Genomic DNA, 17,992 nt, shown 5'->3' with positions numbered 1-17,992 from the left:
GGCAAGGGTGCGGCACTTGGCTCCCCGCGCGGGGAACGGGCGGGGCCTTAAGCGGCCCGCCCGCGCCCGTCAAGCCCGCAGGCCCGTCAGTCGAGCCGGTACTCGACGATCTCGGTCTGCTGGAGCGGGTGGAAGTTGTTGTCCGCCACCATCGTCAGCCGGATCTTCCCCTGCGGGTCGCGCCAGACGGCGAGTCCCTCGAGGTTGCCGTGGGTGCCCGCGCCGGTGCGCAGCACGATCTCCTGGCGCATCCGCGACAGGTCGATCCGGCGCACCTGGCTGGTGAAGCTGAAGCCGGAGAACTGCCGCTCGAGCAGGTAAAGCGCGCCGTCGGGGCCGAAATCGGCGCCGGTCATCTTGAAGTCGCCGACCCGGTCGAGCCGCAGCGCGGCGCGCCAGGGCCCACCCTCGCCGCCACGGCGGTAGACGGTGAAGAGGCCGTCGGCGTCGGGCTCCTCGGCGACGGTGTAGAGCGCGCCGTCGGGGGCGATGGCGAGCGCCTCGAGCGCGCCGTTGGAGCGCAGCTCGCGCCATTGCGGCGCGCGGCCGGTGCCTTCCGGCACGGCGTCGGGCGAAGCGTAGCGCAGCACCCGCGCACGCCGCTCGAAGCTGAGATACATGCTGCCGTCGGGCGCGAGCGCGAGGCCCTCGCTGTCGCCGTTCATCACCCGGCCGTCCTCCTTGTAGAGGTTGCGGCCGGTGGCGCTGATGCCGGTCAGCGTGCCGCCCTCGCGCTGCAGCTCGCCAGTCCAGAAGCTGCCCCGGTCGCTGAGGGCGATGAAGGAGCGGCCGTCGTCGGCGAGTTCGATGGCCGAGACGCCGCCGACGATGGGGCTGAGCCCGCGCCAGACGATGCGGCCGGCGAAGGTGGCGTTGGCGTCGGCGGAGAACGGGGCGGCGAGCAACGAGGCCGCGAGAAGCAACAGAATTTTCATGAGTCTCTCAGTCCGACGCGGCCACGCTCTGGCACCGGCCCGGAAGCTGCGCCATCGTCAGCTCGCGGCGCGGCACGACGGGGCCGGGCGGCTCCGGGTCGGGTGCGCGCGGCTGCAGGATGTCGTCCACCCATGTCTGCGCGTCGGCGCAGCCGTCGCCGGCGGGCGGCGGGTCCTGGGCCTCGCAGCCGGGGCTGCCGGGCGGGCAGTTCAGGCGGACGTGGAAGTGGTAATGGTGCCCGTACCAGGGCCGGATCTTGGACAGCCAGCTCCGGTCGCCCGTCTCGGCGGCGCACATGGCGACCTTGGCGCCGGGGAAGACGAAGATCCGTGCCACGCGCGGGTCGGAGGCGGCACGGCGCAGCAGCGCCATGTGCTCGGGGGTCCAGCGATCGTTGACGTAGGCGCCGCCGGCGCGCTGCATGGAGATCGACGAGATCGTCTCCCGGCGCTGGACGGAGAGGTCGAGGCTCTGAGGCGGCAGCATCCAGATGTCGGCGTCGAGGCCGGTCTGGTGGCTGCGGTGGCCCGACAGCATCGGTCCGCCGCGCGGCTGGCTCATATCGCCGACATAGATGCCTTCCCACCCGGGCAGGGTGGCGGCGAAGGCGGAGAGGTCCTCGATGAAGTCGATGGTGACGGGCTGGGCCCAGTTGCGGTTGCGGCTGAGGCGCATGGCCTGCCACGTCGGGCCGGTCTCGGGGAGTTGCACCGCGCCGGCCTGGCAGCCGCGGGCGTAGCCGCCGAAGCTCTCGGAGGCCTGCCGGGAGGCGGCGTCGATGTAGCCGAACACCTCCTTCGCTACGCGGGAATCCGCCGGGTTGACGTTCTGCGTCGAGGCGCGGGGCGCGCCGGGGTTCGCGTTGAGCGAAGCGGCGGCGCGAGTCACCCCGGCGTCGCCGCCCTGGCAGGCCGCCAGAAGCGCCGTCAGGCCAAGGATTGCGAGGGTACGGACCATTCTGCTCGATCTCCGTCTTTGTTGACGAAGACTAGCAGAATGAGGCCCATCAGGAAAAGCAGGATGACCGGCGCGATGCCGAGCCGGGGGCTTTCGGTGAGCGCGGTGAAGGCGCCGATCATCGCCGGGGCGAGGAACGACGTCGCCTTGCCCGAGAGCGCGAACAGGCCGAATGCCTCGGTGGGCCGGTCCGGGTGGGCGTGGCGCACCATCATCGAGCGGGAGGCGGCGTAGATCGCGCCGCCGGCCCCGCCGATGGCCGCGCCGCATATGTAGAACAGCACGTCGGGCAGGCCCGAGCCGGGCGGCAGCGCGACGCCGAACAGCTGCTCGCGGGTCATCGCGACGATCACCACGCACACGCCGGTCAGGATCAGGATGCAGCCGACGATCACCGGGCGCGGCCCGAAGCGGGCATCGAGCCGCCCGCCGATCCATGTCGCCACGCCGGCCGTCACCGCCCCGACGATGCCGAAGATGGCGATCTGGGTCAGCGACCAGTCGAGCACCAGCACCGCGTAGACGCCGCCGAACCCGTAGAGCGCGTTGAGCGCGTCGCGGTAGAACATCGAGCTGAGCAGGAAGCCCTTGAGGCTGTCGCGCCCGCGCAGGCCCCTGAGCGAGGTGGCGAGATCGGCCAGCGCGACCCGCATTCCGCCCTTGCGGACCGCCGGGCGTGGCTCGCGGACCCAGGCGAAGTAGGGGATCATGAACAGCACGAACCAGCCGGCGATGAACGGTCCGACGATCCGCGTCCCCTCGCGCGCTGCCGGATCGAGACCGAAGGCGGGCGGCGTGCCGAGCAGGGTGGTGCCGGTCTCGGCGTCGGCCTAGAAGAACACCAGCAGCATGATCGCCAGAGACAGCACCCCGCCCCAGTAGCCCACCGACGCGCCGGTGCCGCTGATCTTGCCGATGGCCTCCTGCCCGCCGAGCGAGGGGAGCTGGGCATTGACGAAGATCAGCGCGAACTCGGCCGCGACGAAGGCCAGCGCGAAGGCGTAGAGGCAGAACCACAGCGCCGCGCCGTCGGGGGTCATCCACCAGAGCGTGGCCGTGGCGACGACGTAGACGGCGGAGAACAGCACGATCCACGGCATCCGCCGCCCGGTGCTGTCGGCGTAGGCGCCGAGGACCGGGCCGGTGAAGGCGATGAACAGCCCCGCCAGGGTCTGCGCGAAGGCCCAGGTGGATTGCGCCCGCGCGTCGGCGGCCTCGGGGGTGGCGCCGAGGCTGGCGAAATGTTCGGTGGCGACGGAGGCGAAGTAGGGGCCGAAGATGAAGGTCAGGCCGAGCGTGTAGAACGGCTGCGTGGCCCAGTCGAAGGCCATCCAGCCCCAGATGCGCTTGCGGTCCATGCCCGGCTCCCGTCCCCTGCCCGGCGAGAAGAAGCCAATCCTGCCGCAGGGGCAAGGGCTTGCGGGGTCAGCGCATCTCGAAGGCGACCCGCGCGGCGCGGCCCTCGGCGTCGATCACCGTCAGCGCCGAGAAGCCGGGGCCGAGGCCGCCGATCTCGATCTCGCGCCGGTGGCCGCCGCCGACGGGCGTGCCGTTGGCGAGCCAGGTGAACGGCGCCGCGCCGTCGCGCACGCGGGCGACGAGGCGCTCGCCCGAGACCACCGCGCCCTCGGGCGGGAAGGCGATCTCGGGCCCCGGCGCGGCCTGCGTCTCGAAGGTGCCGAAGCGGCGCAGCTGGCCGGGCAGGCCGGCATGGCCGACGATCAGCGTCTCCGGCGGCGGCGGCGGCAGGGCGTCGGGCGCGGGCTTGAGCCGTTCGAAGGCGCGGAACATCACCGGCGCGGCGAGGCCGGCGCCGAAGAGGCCCGGCACCGGCGTGCCGTCGGCGCGGCCCATCCAGACCCCGACCACGTGCCGCCCGTCGAACCCGATCGCCCAGGCGTCGCGGTAGCCGTAGGAGGTGCCGGTCTTGTAGGCGATACCCGCGCCGCGGATGCCGGCGGGGCGGGGCGTGTCGCGCAGGATGTCGGCCACCTGCCACGCGGCGGCGCGGTCGATCAGGCGGTGCGGCAGGAAGGCGTCGCTCGGGTCGGGGCGGGCGCGCAGGTCGATGGCGGTGCCGCCGTTGCCGAGCGCGCCGTAGAGCCGCACGAGGTCCTCGAGGCTCAGCCCGACCCCGCCCAGCGCCACCGCCAGCCCCGGCGCACCGCTGCCCGGCAGGACCGGGCGCGCCCCGGCGCGGCGCAGGCCGGTGAGCAGGTGCTGCGGGCCCATCGCCTCGAGCAGCGCGACGACCGGCACGTTGAGCGACAGCTGCAGCGCGCGCCGCACCCGGACCTCGCCGCGGAACAGGCCGTCGAAGTTCTGCGGCGCGTAGCCGCCGAAGCTGACGGGACGGTCGGCGATCAGCGTCTCGGGGTGGGCGAGGCCGCGGTCGAAGGCGAGGCCGTAGACCAGCGGCTTGAGGGTCGAGCCCGGCGAGCGCGGCGCGCGGGTCATGTCGACGAAGCCCTGCCGGGCGTCGGCGGCGTAGGCGGCGGAGCCGACGGAGGCGAGGATCTCGCCGCTGGCATGGTCGGCGACGAGGATCGCCACCTGCAGCCGCGCGCCCGCGTCGCGCACTGCCTCCGCCGCGAGCGCCTCGAGCCCCGCCTGCAGGCCGGCGTCGAGGGTGAGCTGGTGGATGCCGGCGGCGGCATCCTCGGCGGCGGCGCGCTCGGCGAGGTGCGCGGCGAGGGCGGGGAAGTCGTGCCGCCCGGCGGGGGCGGGCTCGGTCAGCGCGGCCCCGGCCTCGGCCGGCGCGAGGATGCCGTCGCGCGCCATCCGCGCCAGCACCCGGTCGCGCGCCGCGCGCGCCGCCGCCGGGTCGCGGTCCGGGCGGCGGGCCTCGGGCGATTGCGGCAGCGCCACGAGCAGCGCCGCCTGCGCCGGGGTCAGCCGCGCGGGCGGCTTGGCGAAGTAGGCGATGGAGGCCGCGCGCACGCCCTCGAGGTTGCCGCCGAAGGGCGCGCGGTTGAGGTAGAGCGTCAGGATCTGCGCCTTGCTCAGCCGCCGCTCGAGCGCCAGCGCCACCCGCATCTGCCGCAGCTTGCCGCCCATCTGCCCGGTCGGCCCGTCCTCGAGGATCCGCGCCACCTGCATCGTCAGGGTCGAGCCGCCCGAGATGATCCGCCCGTGCCGCAGCGCCTGCCAGACGGCCCGGCTCATCGCCACCGGATCGATCCCCGGATGCCGCCAGAAGCGCTTGTCCTCGTAGCGCACGAGCATGTCGATATAGGTCGCGTCCACCCCGTCGAGCCCCACCGCGAGCCGCCAGCGCCCGTCGGCGACGAGGAACGGGCGCAGCAGCGTGCCGTGCCGGTCGAGCACCTCGACGGAGGTGCCGGCGACCAGCGGCGGCAGCACCGTCGCGTCGATCCACGCATCCACCCGGTCGCGGCCGTGGGCGAGGCCGCCGAGCAGCAGGACCAGCAGGACGACCCAGAGGCCGCGCCGGTCTCTCATTCGACGACGGCCACGCGGCCGGTGTCGGTTTTGGCGCGCATCTCGGGGCGGTACATGTCGGTCACGCTCGCCGCCGGGTGGTGGAAGGTCCCCGGGCTCACCGCGCGGACGATGTAGGCCAGCCGGAACGGCGCGTCGGAGCGCCAGTCGACCGCCGCGAGGAAGCGCTCGGCGCGGAACTCGGCGTGCTCGACCTGCACCGGGTCGAGCCAGTCGAGCGCGGCGAGGTCGCCGCTGCGCAGCAGGTTCGGGTTGTCGATCTCGAAGCCCGCCGGCAGCGGGTCGTCGACCATCAGCCGCGCCTCCTGCCGGCCGAACGGCGTCACCGTCAGCACCGTGACGAGCCGGTCGCCCACCGCCTGCGCGGACGGGTCGGCGGGCGCGCCGTCGAGGGTGAAGTACTCCCGCGCGATCCGGTAGCCGTTGCCCCCCGCCGGCGGCGAGATCTCGGGGACGCCGAAGGTGGTGAGGGTCAGCTCGCTCGTGCCGCCGGTGTTCTCGAAGCGCACCGGCGCGGCGTCGAGCGCGTCGGCGCGCATGTGCACGACCGGCCCCTCGGGCGCGGCGCCGTCGACGCGGATGCCGGTGTCGCGCAGGTCGTCGATCAGGGCGTTCGCCGCGAGCAGGGTCCACGCCGCCTCCTGCGTGGAGGCGCGGCCCGGGCGGGCGACCACTTCCGACAGCCGCGCGCGGTCGACGGCGTCGCTGCCCGCCTCGACGGCGAGGGTCAGCAGGGCCGCCGCGTCGCGCTGGTCGGTGCCGTAGTCGGCGCGCCAGAGCGCGGGCTCGTCGCCCCGCCCGAGCCGCGCGCCGAGCTGGGCGGCGGCCTGCGCGAACATCGCGTCGGCGCGCACCTGCTCACCGTACTGCGCCAGCGCCGCGCCGAGCTGCGCCGCACCGAGGGGGGTGTCGAAGGCCGCGGCCTTCTCATCGGCGTAGTAGCGCAGATCGCCGATCGCCGCCGCGCCCTCGCGAGCCAGAACGAGCAGCGCGTAGGCGAGGTCGCCCGCGTCGCCGTCGAAGTCGGGGTAGTAGTTCACCCGGTTGCGCAGGTTGTCGATCGCCATGGTGAAGGCGATCTCCGGCACGTCGTGCCCCCGTGCCCGGGCGCGGCCGAGGAAGTCGGTGACGTAGGCGTCGAGCCACAGGTCGCCCGAATAGGCGCCCCAGAGGCCGAAGGCGCCGTTGCGGGCCTGGTTGGCGAGGATCGCGGTGACGGCCTGCTCGATGCGCGCGCCGATCTCCTTGCCCTCGGCCAGCCCCATCGCCGCCGCCACCTGGTCGAAGTAGAGCAGCGGCATCGCGGCGGAGGCGATCTGCTCGGTGCAGCCGTAGGGGTAGCGGTCGAGCATCGCCAGCAGGCCCGGCGCGTCGAAACGGCCCAGCGGGCCGACCGACAGCGTCGCGCTGCCGGTGCCGGGGACGAAGCCGGCGAAGACCTGGTCGTCGAAGGTGAAGGTCTGGCCCGCCGCCAGCGTGAAGCGGTGCGTCGCGGCGATCTCGGGATCGTTGACCTCGACCGGCACCGCGACCGTCTGGACGAGCTCGCGCCCGTCCGGCGTCGTCGCGGTCAGGGTGATCTCGTGCAGGCCGGCGCTGTCGGCCGACAGCGGCAGGCTGCGCACGAAGCCGGTCTGCGCACCCACCGGGCCGCCGAAGCCGGCGGGGGCGGCGATGTCGAGCCCGTCGCTGTCGACGGCGAGGCCGACGATGCCGGTGGGGCCGTAGGCGTGGGTCACCTCGATCAGCATCCGGCTGGTGTCGCCCGGCGCGAGGAAACGCGGGACGGTGACGTTGACCACGACCGGGTCGCGCACCAGCACCTCCGCCTCGGCCTGCCCGACGCCGGTGGCGCTCCAGGCCACGGCCATGAGCCGTACCGTGCCGTTGAAGGCCGGCAGCGGGAAGCTCGCCTCGGCGCGGCCGTCGTCGCCGACGGTGACGGGGCCGGTGAAATAGGCGACGAGCTCCTCCGTCGGCGGTGGCGATTGCAGCGTCATCATGCCGCCCGCGTCGCCGCCCGAGCGGACCTGCCCGAGCGCGCCGTTCATGCCGTCGAGCAGGCGGCCGTAGACGTCGCGCATCTCCACGCCGAGCTTGCGCTGGCCGAAATAGTGGCCGAGCGGATCGGGGCTGTCGTGACCGGTGAGGTTGAGGATGCCGACATCGACCGCGGCGAGGGTGACGTAGGCGGTCTCGCCGGCCGTGCCCTCGACCGTCACCGCCACGTCGAGCGGGCCGCGCGGCATCGCCGTCTCGGGCGCGTCGATGCTCACGGCGAGCGCCTTGTCGCCGGGATCGACCGCCGCGTAGGCGAGGCCGAGGGCGCGGGCCGGGTTCTGCCCGGCGGCCACATCCATTGGCCGCAGCACGCTGGCGCCGACGTAGACCCCCGCGCCCCATTCCTCGGTGACGGGCAGCTCGATGACGTTCTCGCCCTCGCGCACCGCCACCGCCTCCAGCGACACGACCCGGTTGGACATCACCGTGACCAGCGCGGTGCCGGCGTAGCGCGGCACGATGCGCAGCCGGGCGGTGTCGCCGGGGCGGTAGGCCTCGGCGTCGAGCGAGGCTTCGAGCAGGTCGGGCGTCGTGGTGGCGTCGGCGGCGGCGTACCAGCCGGCGGAGAAGTCGGTCGAGCTGGCGAGGTAGGGGCCGTCGGTGCGCTCGACGACGATCTCGTAGGCTCCCCACGTCACCGGCGCAGACACCTCGACGGGCACACCGCCGAGCGTCACCTCGCCGGTGGCGACGCGCTCGCGGGTGGTGGCCGGGTCCCAGTCCCAGCGGCCGTCGAGCTGGTACCACTGGTAGCGGGTGGTGACGCGGTTGATCGTCCAGCGCGCCGTCATCGGCGCGGGCGCGAGGTCGGGGCCGAGGCCGATCAGGCGGAACGTCGCCTCGCCGTTCTCGGGAAGGGTGCCGTCGAAGGCGGGGCGGATGCCGATCAGCGCGCCGTCGGGCAACACCGAGGCCTGCGCCTGCCGCTCGACGGGGCGGCCGGAGAGCTCGTTGACCCGCGCGGTGACGACCAGCTCCATCGGCCGGCCGCCGGCGGCGACGTCGGGCAGCGTCACGTCGAGCACCGCCGCGCCGTCGACGCCGGTCAGGGCGCTGTCGCCGAGGCTGCTCAGGCGCGGGTCGAGCGGCTCGTCGTGGCGGCCGAAGACGTAGCCGGGGAAGTCCGCCAGCCCGTCGGCGGCGCGCAGCAGCGCCTCACCCTCGACGGTCAGCCCGGCGGCGGGCGCGCCGAACAGGTAGTCGGCCTGGACCCGGAGCGGCGGGCGGTCGCCCTGCCGCATCGCCTCGGGCAGCTCCAGCGCCACGTCGAGCCGCTCGGGCAGGAAGTCCTCGACGAGCACCGTCTCGCTCGCCAGCGGCGGCGCGTCGACGTCGGCGTGGAGCGCGACCTGCCACACCCCGCGCGGCGCGTTGGCGGCGACGGGCAGGGCGAAGACGTGGCCCCCCGCGGCGTCGGTGCCGGAGAACCGGCGGGCGTACTCGACGCCGTCGGGGCGGGTCAGGATCGCGGTCAGCGGCAGGCCCTCCTCGGCGCGTCCCGCCGCGTCGCGCGCCAGGGCGGTGAGGTGGATCGTCTCGCCGGCGCGGTAGGCGCCGCGGTCGGTGGCGAGGAAGACGTCGACGGGCGGCGCCGGTTCGCGCCCCTCGACGCCGCGGTCGGAGAGGTCGAAGGCCGGGTCGGTCAGCGACAGGAACGCCATGTCGTCGCCGCGCGCCACCGTCACCAGCGCCGGCGCCGCCGCGCCGGTGCCGCGCGTCAGCCCGGCGCCGAAGCGGGCGACGCCGTCGGCCCCCGTCACGGCGGTGCCGAGCACCTGGTTGGCCCGGCTCACCAGCGTCACCGTCACGCCCTCGGCGGCGGAGGCGTCGGTGAGCGAGCGCACCACGACGGTCAGCCCGTCCACCCCCTGCAGCGTCGCGAGGCCGAGGTCGGTGAGCACGAACCACTGGGTCGCGGCGGCGTGGTCGTAAGGGTCCTGGCCCGGCACGGCGGCGCGCAGCACGTAGATGCCGGCGGGCCGGTCGGCCAGCGCCTCGGCGAGCGGCAGGCGGGCGGTCATGTCGCGGTTCAGCTCCATCGCCACCTGCGCGCTGCCCTCCCAGACGGCGCTGCCGATCTGCTCGTCGAAATAGTCCTGGCTGTAGGCGTAGAGCGGGCGGGCGAAGAGGTCCTCCTGCATCGCGCGCACGAGGTTGCGGTCGGAGACCGCGTGCAGGCTCAGCGCCACCTCCTCGACATTGACGCTCTCGAGCGGCAGCGCCGCCTCGCCGGTGCGCGGCAGCACGTAGCCCCGGCCGGGGAAGTGGACGCTCGGCGTGCGGTCGCGCACGTAGAGCGACAGCTCGACGGGCCGCACCAGCCGCTCGCCGCTCCCGGCGGGCAGGCCCTCGCGCAGCACCAGCCGGTAGCGGCTGCCGTGGCGCACGCCGTCGACGCAGAGCTGCCGGTCTTGCGCCTCGACGGTCAGGCCCGGCTCGGGGAGCTGGACGAAGGGGGCGTAGTCGACCCCGGCCCCGACGAGCGGCTCGTTGAACATCGCGCAGAGCCGCGGGCTGGCGCTGTCGCTCTCGACCTCGGTGCCGGTGACGCGGAAGCCGTACTTGCCGATGGCGTCCTCGAGCAGCAGCTCGGTGTCGCGCCGGTGCTCGGCCTGCTGGGCGCGGCGCAGCGCGTCGATGGTCTGCCGGCCCCGGTTGTCGTCCTCCAGCGCCTCGGCGAGGGCCACCAGCGCGCTGTGCTCCTGCGCCGGGCCCGCGGCGCGCAACACGCCGTTGACCGCGGCGGGAACGGCGCGGCGGCGGACCCGGTCGCGTTCGCGGCCGTCGGCGACGGGCACGGTGCGCACGAGGTTGGCGTAGTCGGTCCAGAGGTCGGGCGCGTCGGTCAGGGCCAGCGCCGCGCCGGTGTAGAGCATCGCGTTGTACAGATCGCCTCCGAGCCGCATCGCCCGCGCGGTGGCGAGCAGTTCGGCGGCGGTGTTCTCGTCGGACGAGTGCAGCCGGCCGATGGTCTGGCCGAGCTCGCGCGCCGCGTCGAAATCGCTGCCGCGCAGGAAGTCGAGCGCGGCCGCCCGGGCGTCGGCCTGCTGCAGCACGGCGGGATCGGTGGCGAGCAGGCGGCCGGAGATGGCGCCGTCGTAGGGGGTCACCGTGGTGACGCCGTCCTTGTGGAAGCAGGCGCTGCTGCGCTGGTTGTAGGTGAAGGCGGTGCAGGCGCCGTTGGCGAGGCAGGCGGCCTGGCAGGCGTCGAGGGTGGTGTCGAAGATGCTGGCGACGTCGCCGCCGTGGAAGTCGAGGTTGCGCGAGATTGCGACGCGGCGGTCGGGCACTGCCTCCTGCGCGCTGGCGAGACCGGCGGACAGGGCGAGGCAGGCCGACAGCAGCAGGCGGATCATCGGGCAATCTCCTTTTGGTACAATACGCCGAGGGTGCCACGGCCGCCCGCTTGCTGGCAACGATTCCCCCGTGCAAGAGTGGCCGCTCTCCGCCCCGTGCCCCTGCCAAGCGAGCCGCCGATGCCCTCCCCGACCCCGCCGCGTGGCCCGACGCTCGCCGCGCTGATCGCGCTGACGATGCTCGCCTTCGCGGCCAACTCGGTGCTCAACCGCCTCGCCGTCGCGGGCGGCACCGACCCGGTCGCCTTCGGCGCGATCCGCCTCGCCTCGGGGGCGCTGTTGCTGCTGGCGCTGGCGGCGCGGCGCGGGCGGGTGCGGCTCGGCGGCCGGGGGCGCGCGGCGGGGACGGGGGCGCTGTTGCTCTACATCTTCGGCTTCTCGGCGGCCTACGCGGCGCTCGATACCGGGCTCGGGGCGCTGATCCTGTTCGGCTGTGTGCAGATCACCATGTTCGCGGGCGCGTGGCTCGGCGGCGAGCCGATCCCGCCGCGCCGCTGGGCGGGGGCGGGCATCGCCTTCGCGGGGCTGGTGCTGCTGCTCTGGCCGTCGGGCGCGGCGGCGCCGAGCCCGTGGCACGCGGCCCTCATGGCCGCCGCCGGGCTGGGCTGGGGGCTCTACTCGCTCGCCGGCCGCCGCGCCGCCGATCCGCTGGCCGAGACGGCCGCCAACTTCGCCTGCGCCGCGCCGGTGGCATTGCTGGCATGGCTGGTGCTCGGCGGCGGCGTGCCGGTGGCGGGGGCGGTCCTGGCGGTGCTGTCGGGGGCGATCGCGTCGGGACTGGGCTACGCGCTGTGGTACAGCCTGCTGCCGCGCCTCCCCGCCGCCCTGGCCGCCATCGCGCAGCTCACCGTGCCGCTGATCGCCACGGCGGGGGGTGTCGTGCTCGTCGGCGAGAGCGTCGGCGTTCGGTTCGCGCTCGCGACGGTGCTGGTGCTGGGCGGGCTTGGCGTGTCGTTGGTGCGGCGGCGGGGGTGAGGGGGGCCGGGCTGAAGCCCGGCCTACGCCCGGGACCCGTAAGCCGGGCTTCAGCCCGGCTGCTGCCGGACGAATACCGGCGCGTCGGGCGCGGACGCCTCGGCGTCGTAGGCGTACCCGCCGCTGTCGAAGCGATCCAGCTCGCCGGGGTCGCTCACGCGGTGCTCGATGACCCACCGCGCCAGCGCCCCCCGCGCGTGCTTGGCGTAGAAGCTGATCATCTTGCGCTCCCCGTCGCGCGCCTCGAGGAAGCGCGGCGTGACGACCCGCAGCTTCAGCGCCTTGCGCTCGGCGACACCGAAATATTCCTGGCTGGCGCAGTTGAGCAGCACGTCGGTGCCCGCCGCCTCGGCCTCGGCGTTGAGCGCCTTCGCCACCTGGTCGCCCCAGTACGCGTAGAGCGACGTGCCGCGCCGGGTCTTGAGGCGGGTGCCCATCTCGAGGCGGTAGGGCTGGATGCCATCGAGCGGGCGCAGCAGGCCGTAGAGACCCGACAGGATGCGCAGCCGCGCCTGTGCCCAGTCACGGGCGGCGGCGTCGAGGGAGGCGAAGTGCAGCCCCTGGTAGACGTCGCCGTCGAACAGCAGCGCGGCGGGCTTCACGTCGCCGTCGCCGGGCTCGGCCTTGAAGGCGCGGAAGCGGTCGCGGTTGAGGCGGGCGAGGTCGTCGGAGATCGACATCAGCCGCTTCAGCTCGCCGAGGGTGAGGTTGCGCGCGCTCTTGGCCAGCCGCAGCGCGTCGGCGGCGAAGGCGGGCTCGGTCGGGGTGACGGCGACGGGCGACTCGTCGAGCGACTTCGCGGGCGAGATGACGGTGAGCATGGGCGGACCTCGGGCGTTGATCGCGCCCTACCTACGGCGCGGGCGGCGGGCGTCAACTCAGGCGCGCTCGCTCAGCACCTCGAGGAACGCCCGGCCGAACCGCTCGGCATGGCGCTCGCCCATCAGCCGGGCGAGGTCGGCCTCGTCGCGCGGATGTGCCTGCGCCACCCGGGCCAGCACGGCGGCCGAGCAGGTGAGCGGCTTCTCGGTGCCGTCCTCGCCGCGCGCGAGATCGGCCTGCACCTGGAGCAGCCGGTCGTAGATCGCGCCCTCCTGCCGCCCGGCCAGCTTGCGCCGCGAGGGATGGAGGGTCTCGGCCTCGCCGGAGATCACCTCGAGAAAGGCGCGGCCGTAGCTCTCGAGCTTCTTGGCGCCGACGCCGCCGACGCGGGCCATCTCGTCGAGGCTCGCGGGCCTTGTCTCGGCCATCTCGATCAGGGTCTTGTCGTTGAAGATGATGTAGGCCGGCACGCCCTGCGCCTCGGCCAGCGCGCGGCGCTTGGCCTTGAGCGCGGAGAGCAGCGGCGCGTCTTCCTCGGAGACGAGCGACTTGACGACGGGTCGGTCGGCCTTGGCGAGCTTGACCGTGTCGCGCCGCAGGGTGATCTCGGCCTCGCCGCGCAGGATCGGGCGGGCCTTCTCCGTCATCCGCAGCGCACCGTGGCGCGACGGGTCGGGGCGGACGAGGTCGCGACCCATGATCTGTCGGAACACCGCCTGCCACTGGCCCTTGCTCAGCTCCTTGCCGACGCCGAACGTCGGCAGGCCGTCATGGCCGCGCTGGCGCACCTTCTCGGTCTCGTTGCCGAGCAGGATGTCGATCAGGTGCCCGGCGCCGAAATACTCGCCCGTGCGCAGCGCCGCCGACAGCGCCATGCGGACCGGCGTGGTGGCGTCGAAGACCTCGGGCGGCTTGTCGCACAGATCGCAGCGTCCGCAGGTTTCCGGGCTCTCGCCGAAGTATCCGAGCAGCGCCCGGCGCCGGCAATCGAGCGCCTCGGCTAGGCCGAGCAGCGCGTTGAGCCGGCCGTGGTCGGCGGCCTTGCGCTCGTCGGGGGCAAGGCCCTCGTCGATCTGCTGGCGGCGGAAGCGGATGTCGTCCTGCCCGAAGAGGGTCAGCGTCTCGGCCGGCGCCCCGTCGCGGCCGGCGCGGCCGATCTCCTGGTAATAGGCTTCGATCGACTTGGGCAGGTCGGCATGGGCGACCCAGCGGATGTCGGGCTTGTCGATGCCCATCCCGAAGGCGACCGTGGCGACGACGATCAGCCCGTCCTCCTGACTGAAGCGGCGCTCGACATCGCGGCGCTCGTCGGCCTCCATCCCGCCGTGGTAGTGGCAGGCGCTGTGGCCGGCGTCGCGCAGCGCGGCGGAGAGGCTCTCTGTCTTGGCGCGGGTGCCGCAATAGACGATCCCCGACTGCCCCTTGCGGGCCGCGGCGAAGGCGAGGATCTGGCGGCGGGGCTGGTCCTTGACGGCGAAGGCGAGGTGCAGGTTCGGCCGGTCGAAGCCGCGCAGGAAGCTCTCGGGGGCGACGCCGTCGAACAGCTTCTCGACGATCTCCGCCCGGGTCTCGGCGTCGGCGGTGGCGGTGAAGGCGGCGAGCGGCACCCCGAGCTGGCGGCGCAACTCGCCGATGCGCAGGTAGTCGGGGCGGAAATCGTGGCCCCACTGGCTGACGCAGTGGGCCTCGTCCACAGCGATCAGGCTGACCCCGATCCGCGCCAGCATCCGCTGCGCGCCCGCCGAGGCGAGCCGTTCGGGGGCCATGTAGAGCAGCTTCATCCGCCCTGCCTCGAGCGCCTCCCAGACGGCGGCCGTCTCCTCCTCGGTGTTGCCCGAGGTGAGCGCCCCGGCCTCGACGCCCGCTTCGCGCAGCCCGCGCACCTGGTCGCGCATCAGGGCGATCAGCGGCGAGATCACCACCGTCACGCCCTCGCGCAGCAGCGCGGGCAGCTGGAAGCAGAGCGACTTGCCGCCGCCGGTGGGCATGATCGCGAGGGTGTTCTTGCCCTCGGCCACGGCGCGCACGATCTCCTCCTGCCCGGGGCGGAAGCAGTCGAATCCAAAGACATCGCGGAGGAGCGGTTCAGCGTGCATCGTGGGGGCAGCCTGCCAGCATGTGATTATCTGCTCGTTAACGGCCAGAGTCCCATAGCCCGCCCGGCGCGGCAACCGCCAAAACGACCAAGCCCCGCACGGGGGCGGGGCTTGGCGGACGCTGACACAATCTAGACTGCCCAGGACTTGTCATCGTCCGGCGGACAGCCTGCCCAGTACTCTGGGTCTTCAAGCCCGATAGCGGGTCACGGGCGTAATATAGCGACCATTCCTTGCCGCTTCAATAAGACCATCCCAGCGCGCGCAACACCCCGGCCCGCACCCGGGCCAGGTCCTCTTCGGTCGCGCGCGGCGCCAGATACTTGCGGCGATCGACCTTGAAGCGGTCCAAACGAGCGAGCGCCACGTTGGCCAAGAGGTCGCACTTCGCCCAGCAGGGCAGGTCCTCGGGAGAGTCGGGGCGATAATTGCGCGACAGCCGCACCACGTAGTCGACCTCGCGGCGCGGCGCCGTGGTGCTGATCGGCACCACGGTCACGAGGCCGCTGCGATGGGGCAGCTTGGCCGACACCACCATCACCGGCCGTACCTTCACGATCTCCGGGACGATGTAGCCTCGGAGATCGCAGACCAGGACGTGGCCCGGATGGGGGTGGAAGCTGAGGCCCACCTCAGACGAAGAACCCCACGTTGTTCCTCAGCACGATCTCGAGCGCGTAGATGCCGAGCAGCGCCACGAGGGGCGACAGGTCGATGCCGCCGAGGTCGGGCAGGATGCGGCGCAGGGGCCCGTAGATCGGTTCGAGCAGGCGGTTCAGGCCGAACCAGATCTGGTTGACCAGCGGCTGGCGGATGTTGAGCACCTGGAAACTGATGAGCCAGCTCATGATGAAGTGCGCGATGATGAAGAAGCGCGCCACCTGCAGCACGAGCAGAAGAATTTCGAAGATTGATTGCATGTACCTGTCCCGTCCGCCGGCCTGTGTCCCTCGGGCGACTTAGGCACTCGCGCTGCGCGGGGCAATCCCCTGACCTCCCGTCACGGTTGACGCTGACGTCAACGGGCCGCACTCACGGGCGCGCAACTGGAGCCGCCGATGTACCCGTTTCTCCGCCTCGCCTGGCAGTGGTTCAAGCACCGCGACGACGCCCCCCTCGCGCTCGACGGGGAGCATGTCAGCGAGCATCTGTGCCTGCCGTGGGATCTCGATCCCTGGGTCGAGCTCAACAACGGGCGCACCCTGACGCTCTACGATCTCGGCCGCGTGCCGATGATGCGCCGGATCGGGCTGGTGGGCACGTTCCGGGCGCGCGGCTGGTCGATGACCGTCGCCGGCTCGACGACGCGCTACCGCCGCCGGATCCGCAACTTCGACCGCATCACGATGCGCACGCGGGTGATCGGCTGGGACCGGCGGTTCTTCTACATCGAGCAGTCGATGTGGCGGCGCGACGGGGAGTGCGCGTCGCACGTGCTGCTGCGCAAGGCGATCGTCGGCAAGGGCGGGATCGTCGCGCCCGCCGAGGTGGTCGAGGCCGTCGGCCACCCGACGCCGGAGACGCCGCCGCCGGACTGGGCGAAGGCGTGGATCGCCTTCGAGGATGGGCGGCCGTGGCCGCCGATGCAGGACTGAGCGGCGCCTAGACCCGCTCGAGCGCCAGCGCGATGCCTTGGCCGCCGCCGATACACATGGTGACGAGCGCGCGCCGCCCGCCGGTGCGGGCCAGCTCGTGCACCGCCTTCACCGTCAGGATCGCGCCCGTCGCGCCGACCGGGTGGCCGAGCGCGATGGCGCCGCCGTTGGGATTGACCCGCTCGGGATCGAGGCCGAGCGCGCGGCTGACGGCGAGCGCCTGCGCGGCGAAGGCCTCGTTGCTCTCGATCACGTCGAAATCGTCGATGGCGAGGCCGGTCTTCTCGAGCAGGCGCCGCACCGCCGGGATCGGGCCGAGCCCCATCACCTCGGGCCGCACCCCGGCGAGCGCGTAGCCCGTCAGCCGCGCGAGCGGTTCGGCCCCGGCGGCCTCGGCGGCCCCGGCGCGGGCGAGGACGAGGGCGGCGGCGCCGTCGTTGATGCCGCTGGCGTTGCCGGCGGTGACGCTGCCGTCCTTGCGGAAGGCCGGGCGCAGGCCGGCCAGCGCCTCGGCGCTGGTCGCCTTGGGGTGCTCGTCGGTGTCGAAGCTGACGCTGCTCTGGCGGGTCTGCTGCTCCACGGCGACGATCTGGCCGGCGAAGCGGCCCTCGGCGATGGCGCGGGCGGCGCGGGACTGGCTCTCGAGGGCGAAGGCGTCCTGGTCGGCGCGGCTGACGGCGTGCTCGTCGGCGACGTTCTCGGCGGTGACGCCCATGTGGCCGGTGCCGAACGGGCAATTCAGCGCGCCGAGCATCATGTCCTGCACCGCGACGTCGCCCATCTTCGCGCCCCAGCGCTGGGCGGGGACGGTGAAGGGCGCGCGGCTCATGCTCTCGGCGCCCCCGGCGAGCGCGATGTCGGCGTCGCCCAGCAGCAGCGCCTGCGCCGCCGACACGATCGCCTGCGCGCCCGAGCCGCAGAGGCGGTTGACGTTCATCGCCGGGACGCCGTCGGGCATCCCGGCCGCCAGCGCGGCGACGCGGGCGAGGTAGAGGTCGCGCGGCTCGGTGTTGAGCACGTGGCCGAACACCACCTGCCCGACCTGTCCGGGCGCGATCCCGGCGCGCGCCAGGGCGGCGGCGGTGACGGTCTCGGCGAGCGCGGTGGGCGGCACGGCGGCGAGGCTGCCGCCGAAGCCGCCGATGGCGGTGCGGACGGCGGACAGGATGACGATATCGGACAGTTGCTCGGACATTGGGCGCGGCTCCTCCTCGCGGCAGTCTAGCCCGCGCCCGCAGGGCGATCAGCCGCAACGTCGGGTCACGGCAGGTGCGGCAGCGGAGACGCACTCGCGCGCGGTCTCGGCGCGGGCCGTTGATTTGCGCCCCGCGCTGGCGTTGCCTGATGGACGGGCCGCTTGGGGGCGGCTCGCGCGCGGCGTGCCTGCCGCATCCCTTCGAGACGCCGCTCGGCGCGTCGCTGCCATCGAGGAGGAGACCTGATGACCTGGCCGGTGGTCCTGTTCCTGGGGCTGCAGGGCGTCGTGTTCCTGTACTGGGCCGCCCTGGCCTTCCGGACGCTGTTCGCCCTGCGCCGACGCGCCGTCGCGCGGACCGGGCGGCAGTTCTTCGGGCCGGTGGGCTTCGTCAACGTCACCTCCGAATGGCTGCGCGACCCGGCCACCGCCGAAGACCGCCGCTGGCTCGCCGGGGCGAGCGCGCTGCTGGCGGCGCTGACGACGATCTCCGCGCTGCTCTGACGCTTTCCCTTTCGTGCCCGCCGGCCTACGTCC

At 73.6% G+C, this 17,992-nt stretch carries 12 protein-coding genes and 1 pseudogene; 3 read left to right on the top strand and 10 right to left on the bottom strand.

Annotation, left to right across the window (positions count from 1 at the left end; all coding sequences use genetic code 11):
- Positions 1 to 86: 86 nt before the first annotated feature.
- The 5 genes and pseudogenes from OG2516_RS10655 to OG2516_RS10635 form a co-directional block, all read right to left on the bottom strand.
- Complete coding sequence (locus tag OG2516_RS10655; RefSeq protein ID WP_040615121.1) at positions 87 to 935, bottom strand: esterase-like activity of phytase family protein; 849 nt, start codon at positions 933 to 935, stop codon at positions 87 to 89.
- Positions 936 to 942: 7 nt separating this feature from the next.
- The gene (mepA, locus tag OG2516_RS10650) at positions 943 to 1,893 is read right to left on the bottom strand and encodes a penicillin-insensitive murein endopeptidase (protein WP_007255673.1); all 951 of its coding nucleotides are present in this window, start codon (positions 1,891 to 1,893) and stop codon (positions 943 to 945) included.
- Positions 1,863 to 3,251, bottom strand: a pseudogene (locus tag OG2516_RS10645) (MFS transporter). The gene mepA and the pseudogene OG2516_RS10645 overlap by 31 nt, the downstream one beginning before the upstream one ends.
- Before the next feature lie 67 nt (positions 3,252 to 3,318).
- Entirely contained in the window at positions 3,319 to 5,355 is a 2,037-nt protein-coding gene (gene pbpC, locus OG2516_RS10640) for a penicillin-binding protein 1C (RefSeq protein ID WP_007255670.1), read from the bottom strand.
- Positions 5,352 to 10,772 (bottom strand): alpha-2-macroglobulin family protein, encoded by a 5,421-nt coding sequence (locus tag OG2516_RS10635; protein WP_007255669.1) that lies wholly within the window; start codon positions 10,770 to 10,772, stop codon positions 5,352 to 5,354. Before OG2516_RS10635 ends, pbpC begins: the two co-directional genes overlap by 4 nt.
- Before the next feature lie 120 nt (positions 10,773 to 10,892).
- Between OG2516_RS10635 and OG2516_RS10630 the strand changes: the two genes are divergently transcribed.
- Positions 10,893 to 11,747 carry a DMT family transporter gene (locus tag OG2516_RS10630; protein ID WP_007255668.1) on the top strand — a complete coding sequence of 285 codons (855 nt, stop codon included), beginning with the start codon at positions 10,893 to 10,895 and terminating at the stop codon, positions 11,745 to 11,747.
- 50 nt (positions 11,748 to 11,797) lie between these two features.
- Here OG2516_RS10630 and yaaA read toward each other — a convergent pair whose 3' ends face one another.
- The 4 genes from yaaA to OG2516_RS10610 form a co-directional block, all read right to left on the bottom strand.
- The gene (yaaA, locus tag OG2516_RS10625) at positions 11,798 to 12,568 is read right to left on the bottom strand and encodes a peroxide stress protein YaaA (protein WP_007255667.1); all 771 of its coding nucleotides are present in this window, start codon (positions 12,566 to 12,568) and stop codon (positions 11,798 to 11,800) included.
- Between the two features lie 57 nt (positions 12,569 to 12,625).
- Positions 12,626 to 14,665, bottom strand: a complete 2,040-nt coding sequence (gene recQ / locus OG2516_RS10620) for a DNA helicase RecQ (protein WP_007255666.1) — start codon at positions 14,663 to 14,665, stop codon at positions 12,626 to 12,628.
- Between the two features lie 241 nt (positions 14,666 to 14,906).
- Complete coding sequence (locus OG2516_RS10615; RefSeq protein WP_007255665.1) at positions 14,907 to 15,296, bottom strand: type II toxin-antitoxin system PemK/MazF family toxin; 390 nt, start codon at positions 15,294 to 15,296, stop codon at positions 14,907 to 14,909.
- Position 15,297: 1 nt separating this feature from the next.
- Positions 15,298 to 15,585, bottom strand: a complete 288-nt coding sequence (locus OG2516_RS10610; protein WP_007255664.1) for a YggT family protein — start codon at positions 15,583 to 15,585, stop codon at positions 15,298 to 15,300.
- Between the two features lie 138 nt (positions 15,586 to 15,723).
- Here OG2516_RS10610 and OG2516_RS10605 point away from each other — a divergent pair, with 138 nt between their 5' ends.
- Positions 15,724 to 16,260 carry an acyl-CoA thioesterase gene (locus OG2516_RS10605; protein WP_007255663.1) on the top strand — a complete coding sequence of 179 codons (537 nt, stop codon included), beginning with the start codon at positions 15,724 to 15,726 and terminating at the stop codon, positions 16,258 to 16,260.
- 7 nt (positions 16,261 to 16,267) lie between these two features.
- Here OG2516_RS10605 and bktB read toward each other — a convergent pair whose 3' ends face one another.
- The gene (bktB, locus tag OG2516_RS10600) at positions 16,268 to 17,455 is read right to left on the bottom strand and encodes a beta-ketothiolase BktB (protein WP_007255662.1); all 1,188 of its coding nucleotides are present in this window, start codon (positions 17,453 to 17,455) and stop codon (positions 16,268 to 16,270) included.
- Between the two features lie 246 nt (positions 17,456 to 17,701).
- On the opposite strand from bktB, the gene OG2516_RS10595 reads away from it, so the two are divergent.
- The gene (locus tag OG2516_RS10595; RefSeq protein ID WP_007255661.1) at positions 17,702 to 17,959 is read left to right on the top strand and encodes a hypothetical protein; all 258 of its coding nucleotides are present in this window, start codon (positions 17,702 to 17,704) and stop codon (positions 17,957 to 17,959) included.
- Positions 17,960 to 17,992: the final 33 nt, after the last annotated feature.

The organism is Oceanicola granulosus HTCC2516 (genome assembly GCF_000153305.1).
GTDB lineage: Bacteria > Pseudomonadota > Alphaproteobacteria > Rhodobacterales > Rhodobacteraceae > Oceanicola > Oceanicola granulosus.
The sequence above is the reverse complement of the archived record's forward strand: the minus strand, read 5'-3'. Positions and strand labels throughout refer to the sequence as shown.

Bases quoted from the DNA above. Each gene is read 5' to 3' on its own strand.
- pbpC (WP_007255670.1), bottom strand. From the start codon at position 5,355: ATGAGAGACCGGCGCGGCCTCTGGGTCGTCCTGCTGGTCCTGCTGCTC.
- OG2516_RS10595 (WP_007255661.1), top strand. From the start codon at position 17,702: ATGACCTGGCCGGTGGTCCTGTTCCTGGGGCTGCAGGGCGTCGTGTTC.
- mepA (WP_007255673.1), bottom strand. From the start codon at position 1,893: ATGGTCCGTACCCTCGCAATCCTTGGCCTGACGGCGCTTCTGGCGGCC.
- bktB (WP_007255662.1), bottom strand. From the start codon at position 17,455: ATGTCCGAGCAACTGTCCGATATCGTCATCCTGTCCGCCGTCCGCACC.
- OG2516_RS10635 (WP_007255669.1), bottom strand. From the start codon at position 10,772: ATGATCCGCCTGCTGCTGTCGGCCTGCCTCGCCCTGTCCGCCGGTCTC.
- OG2516_RS10605 (WP_007255663.1), top strand. From the start codon at position 15,724: ATGTACCCGTTTCTCCGCCTCGCCTGGCAGTGGTTCAAGCACCGCGAC.
- recQ (WP_007255666.1), bottom strand. From the start codon at position 14,665: ATGCACGCTGAACCGCTCCTCCGCGATGTCTTTGGATTCGACTGCTTC.
- yaaA (WP_007255667.1), bottom strand. From the start codon at position 12,568: ATGCTCACCGTCATCTCGCCCGCGAAGTCGCTCGACGAGTCGCCCGTC.
- OG2516_RS10610 (WP_007255664.1), bottom strand. From the start codon at position 15,585: ATGCAATCAATCTTCGAAATTCTTCTGCTCGTGCTGCAGGTGGCGCGC.
- OG2516_RS10655 (WP_040615121.1), bottom strand. From the start codon at position 935: ATGAAAATTCTGTTGCTTCTCGCGGCCTCGTTGCTCGCCGCCCCGTTC.
- OG2516_RS10630 (WP_007255668.1), top strand. From the start codon at position 10,893: ATGCCCTCCCCGACCCCGCCGCGTGGCCCGACGCTCGCCGCGCTGATC.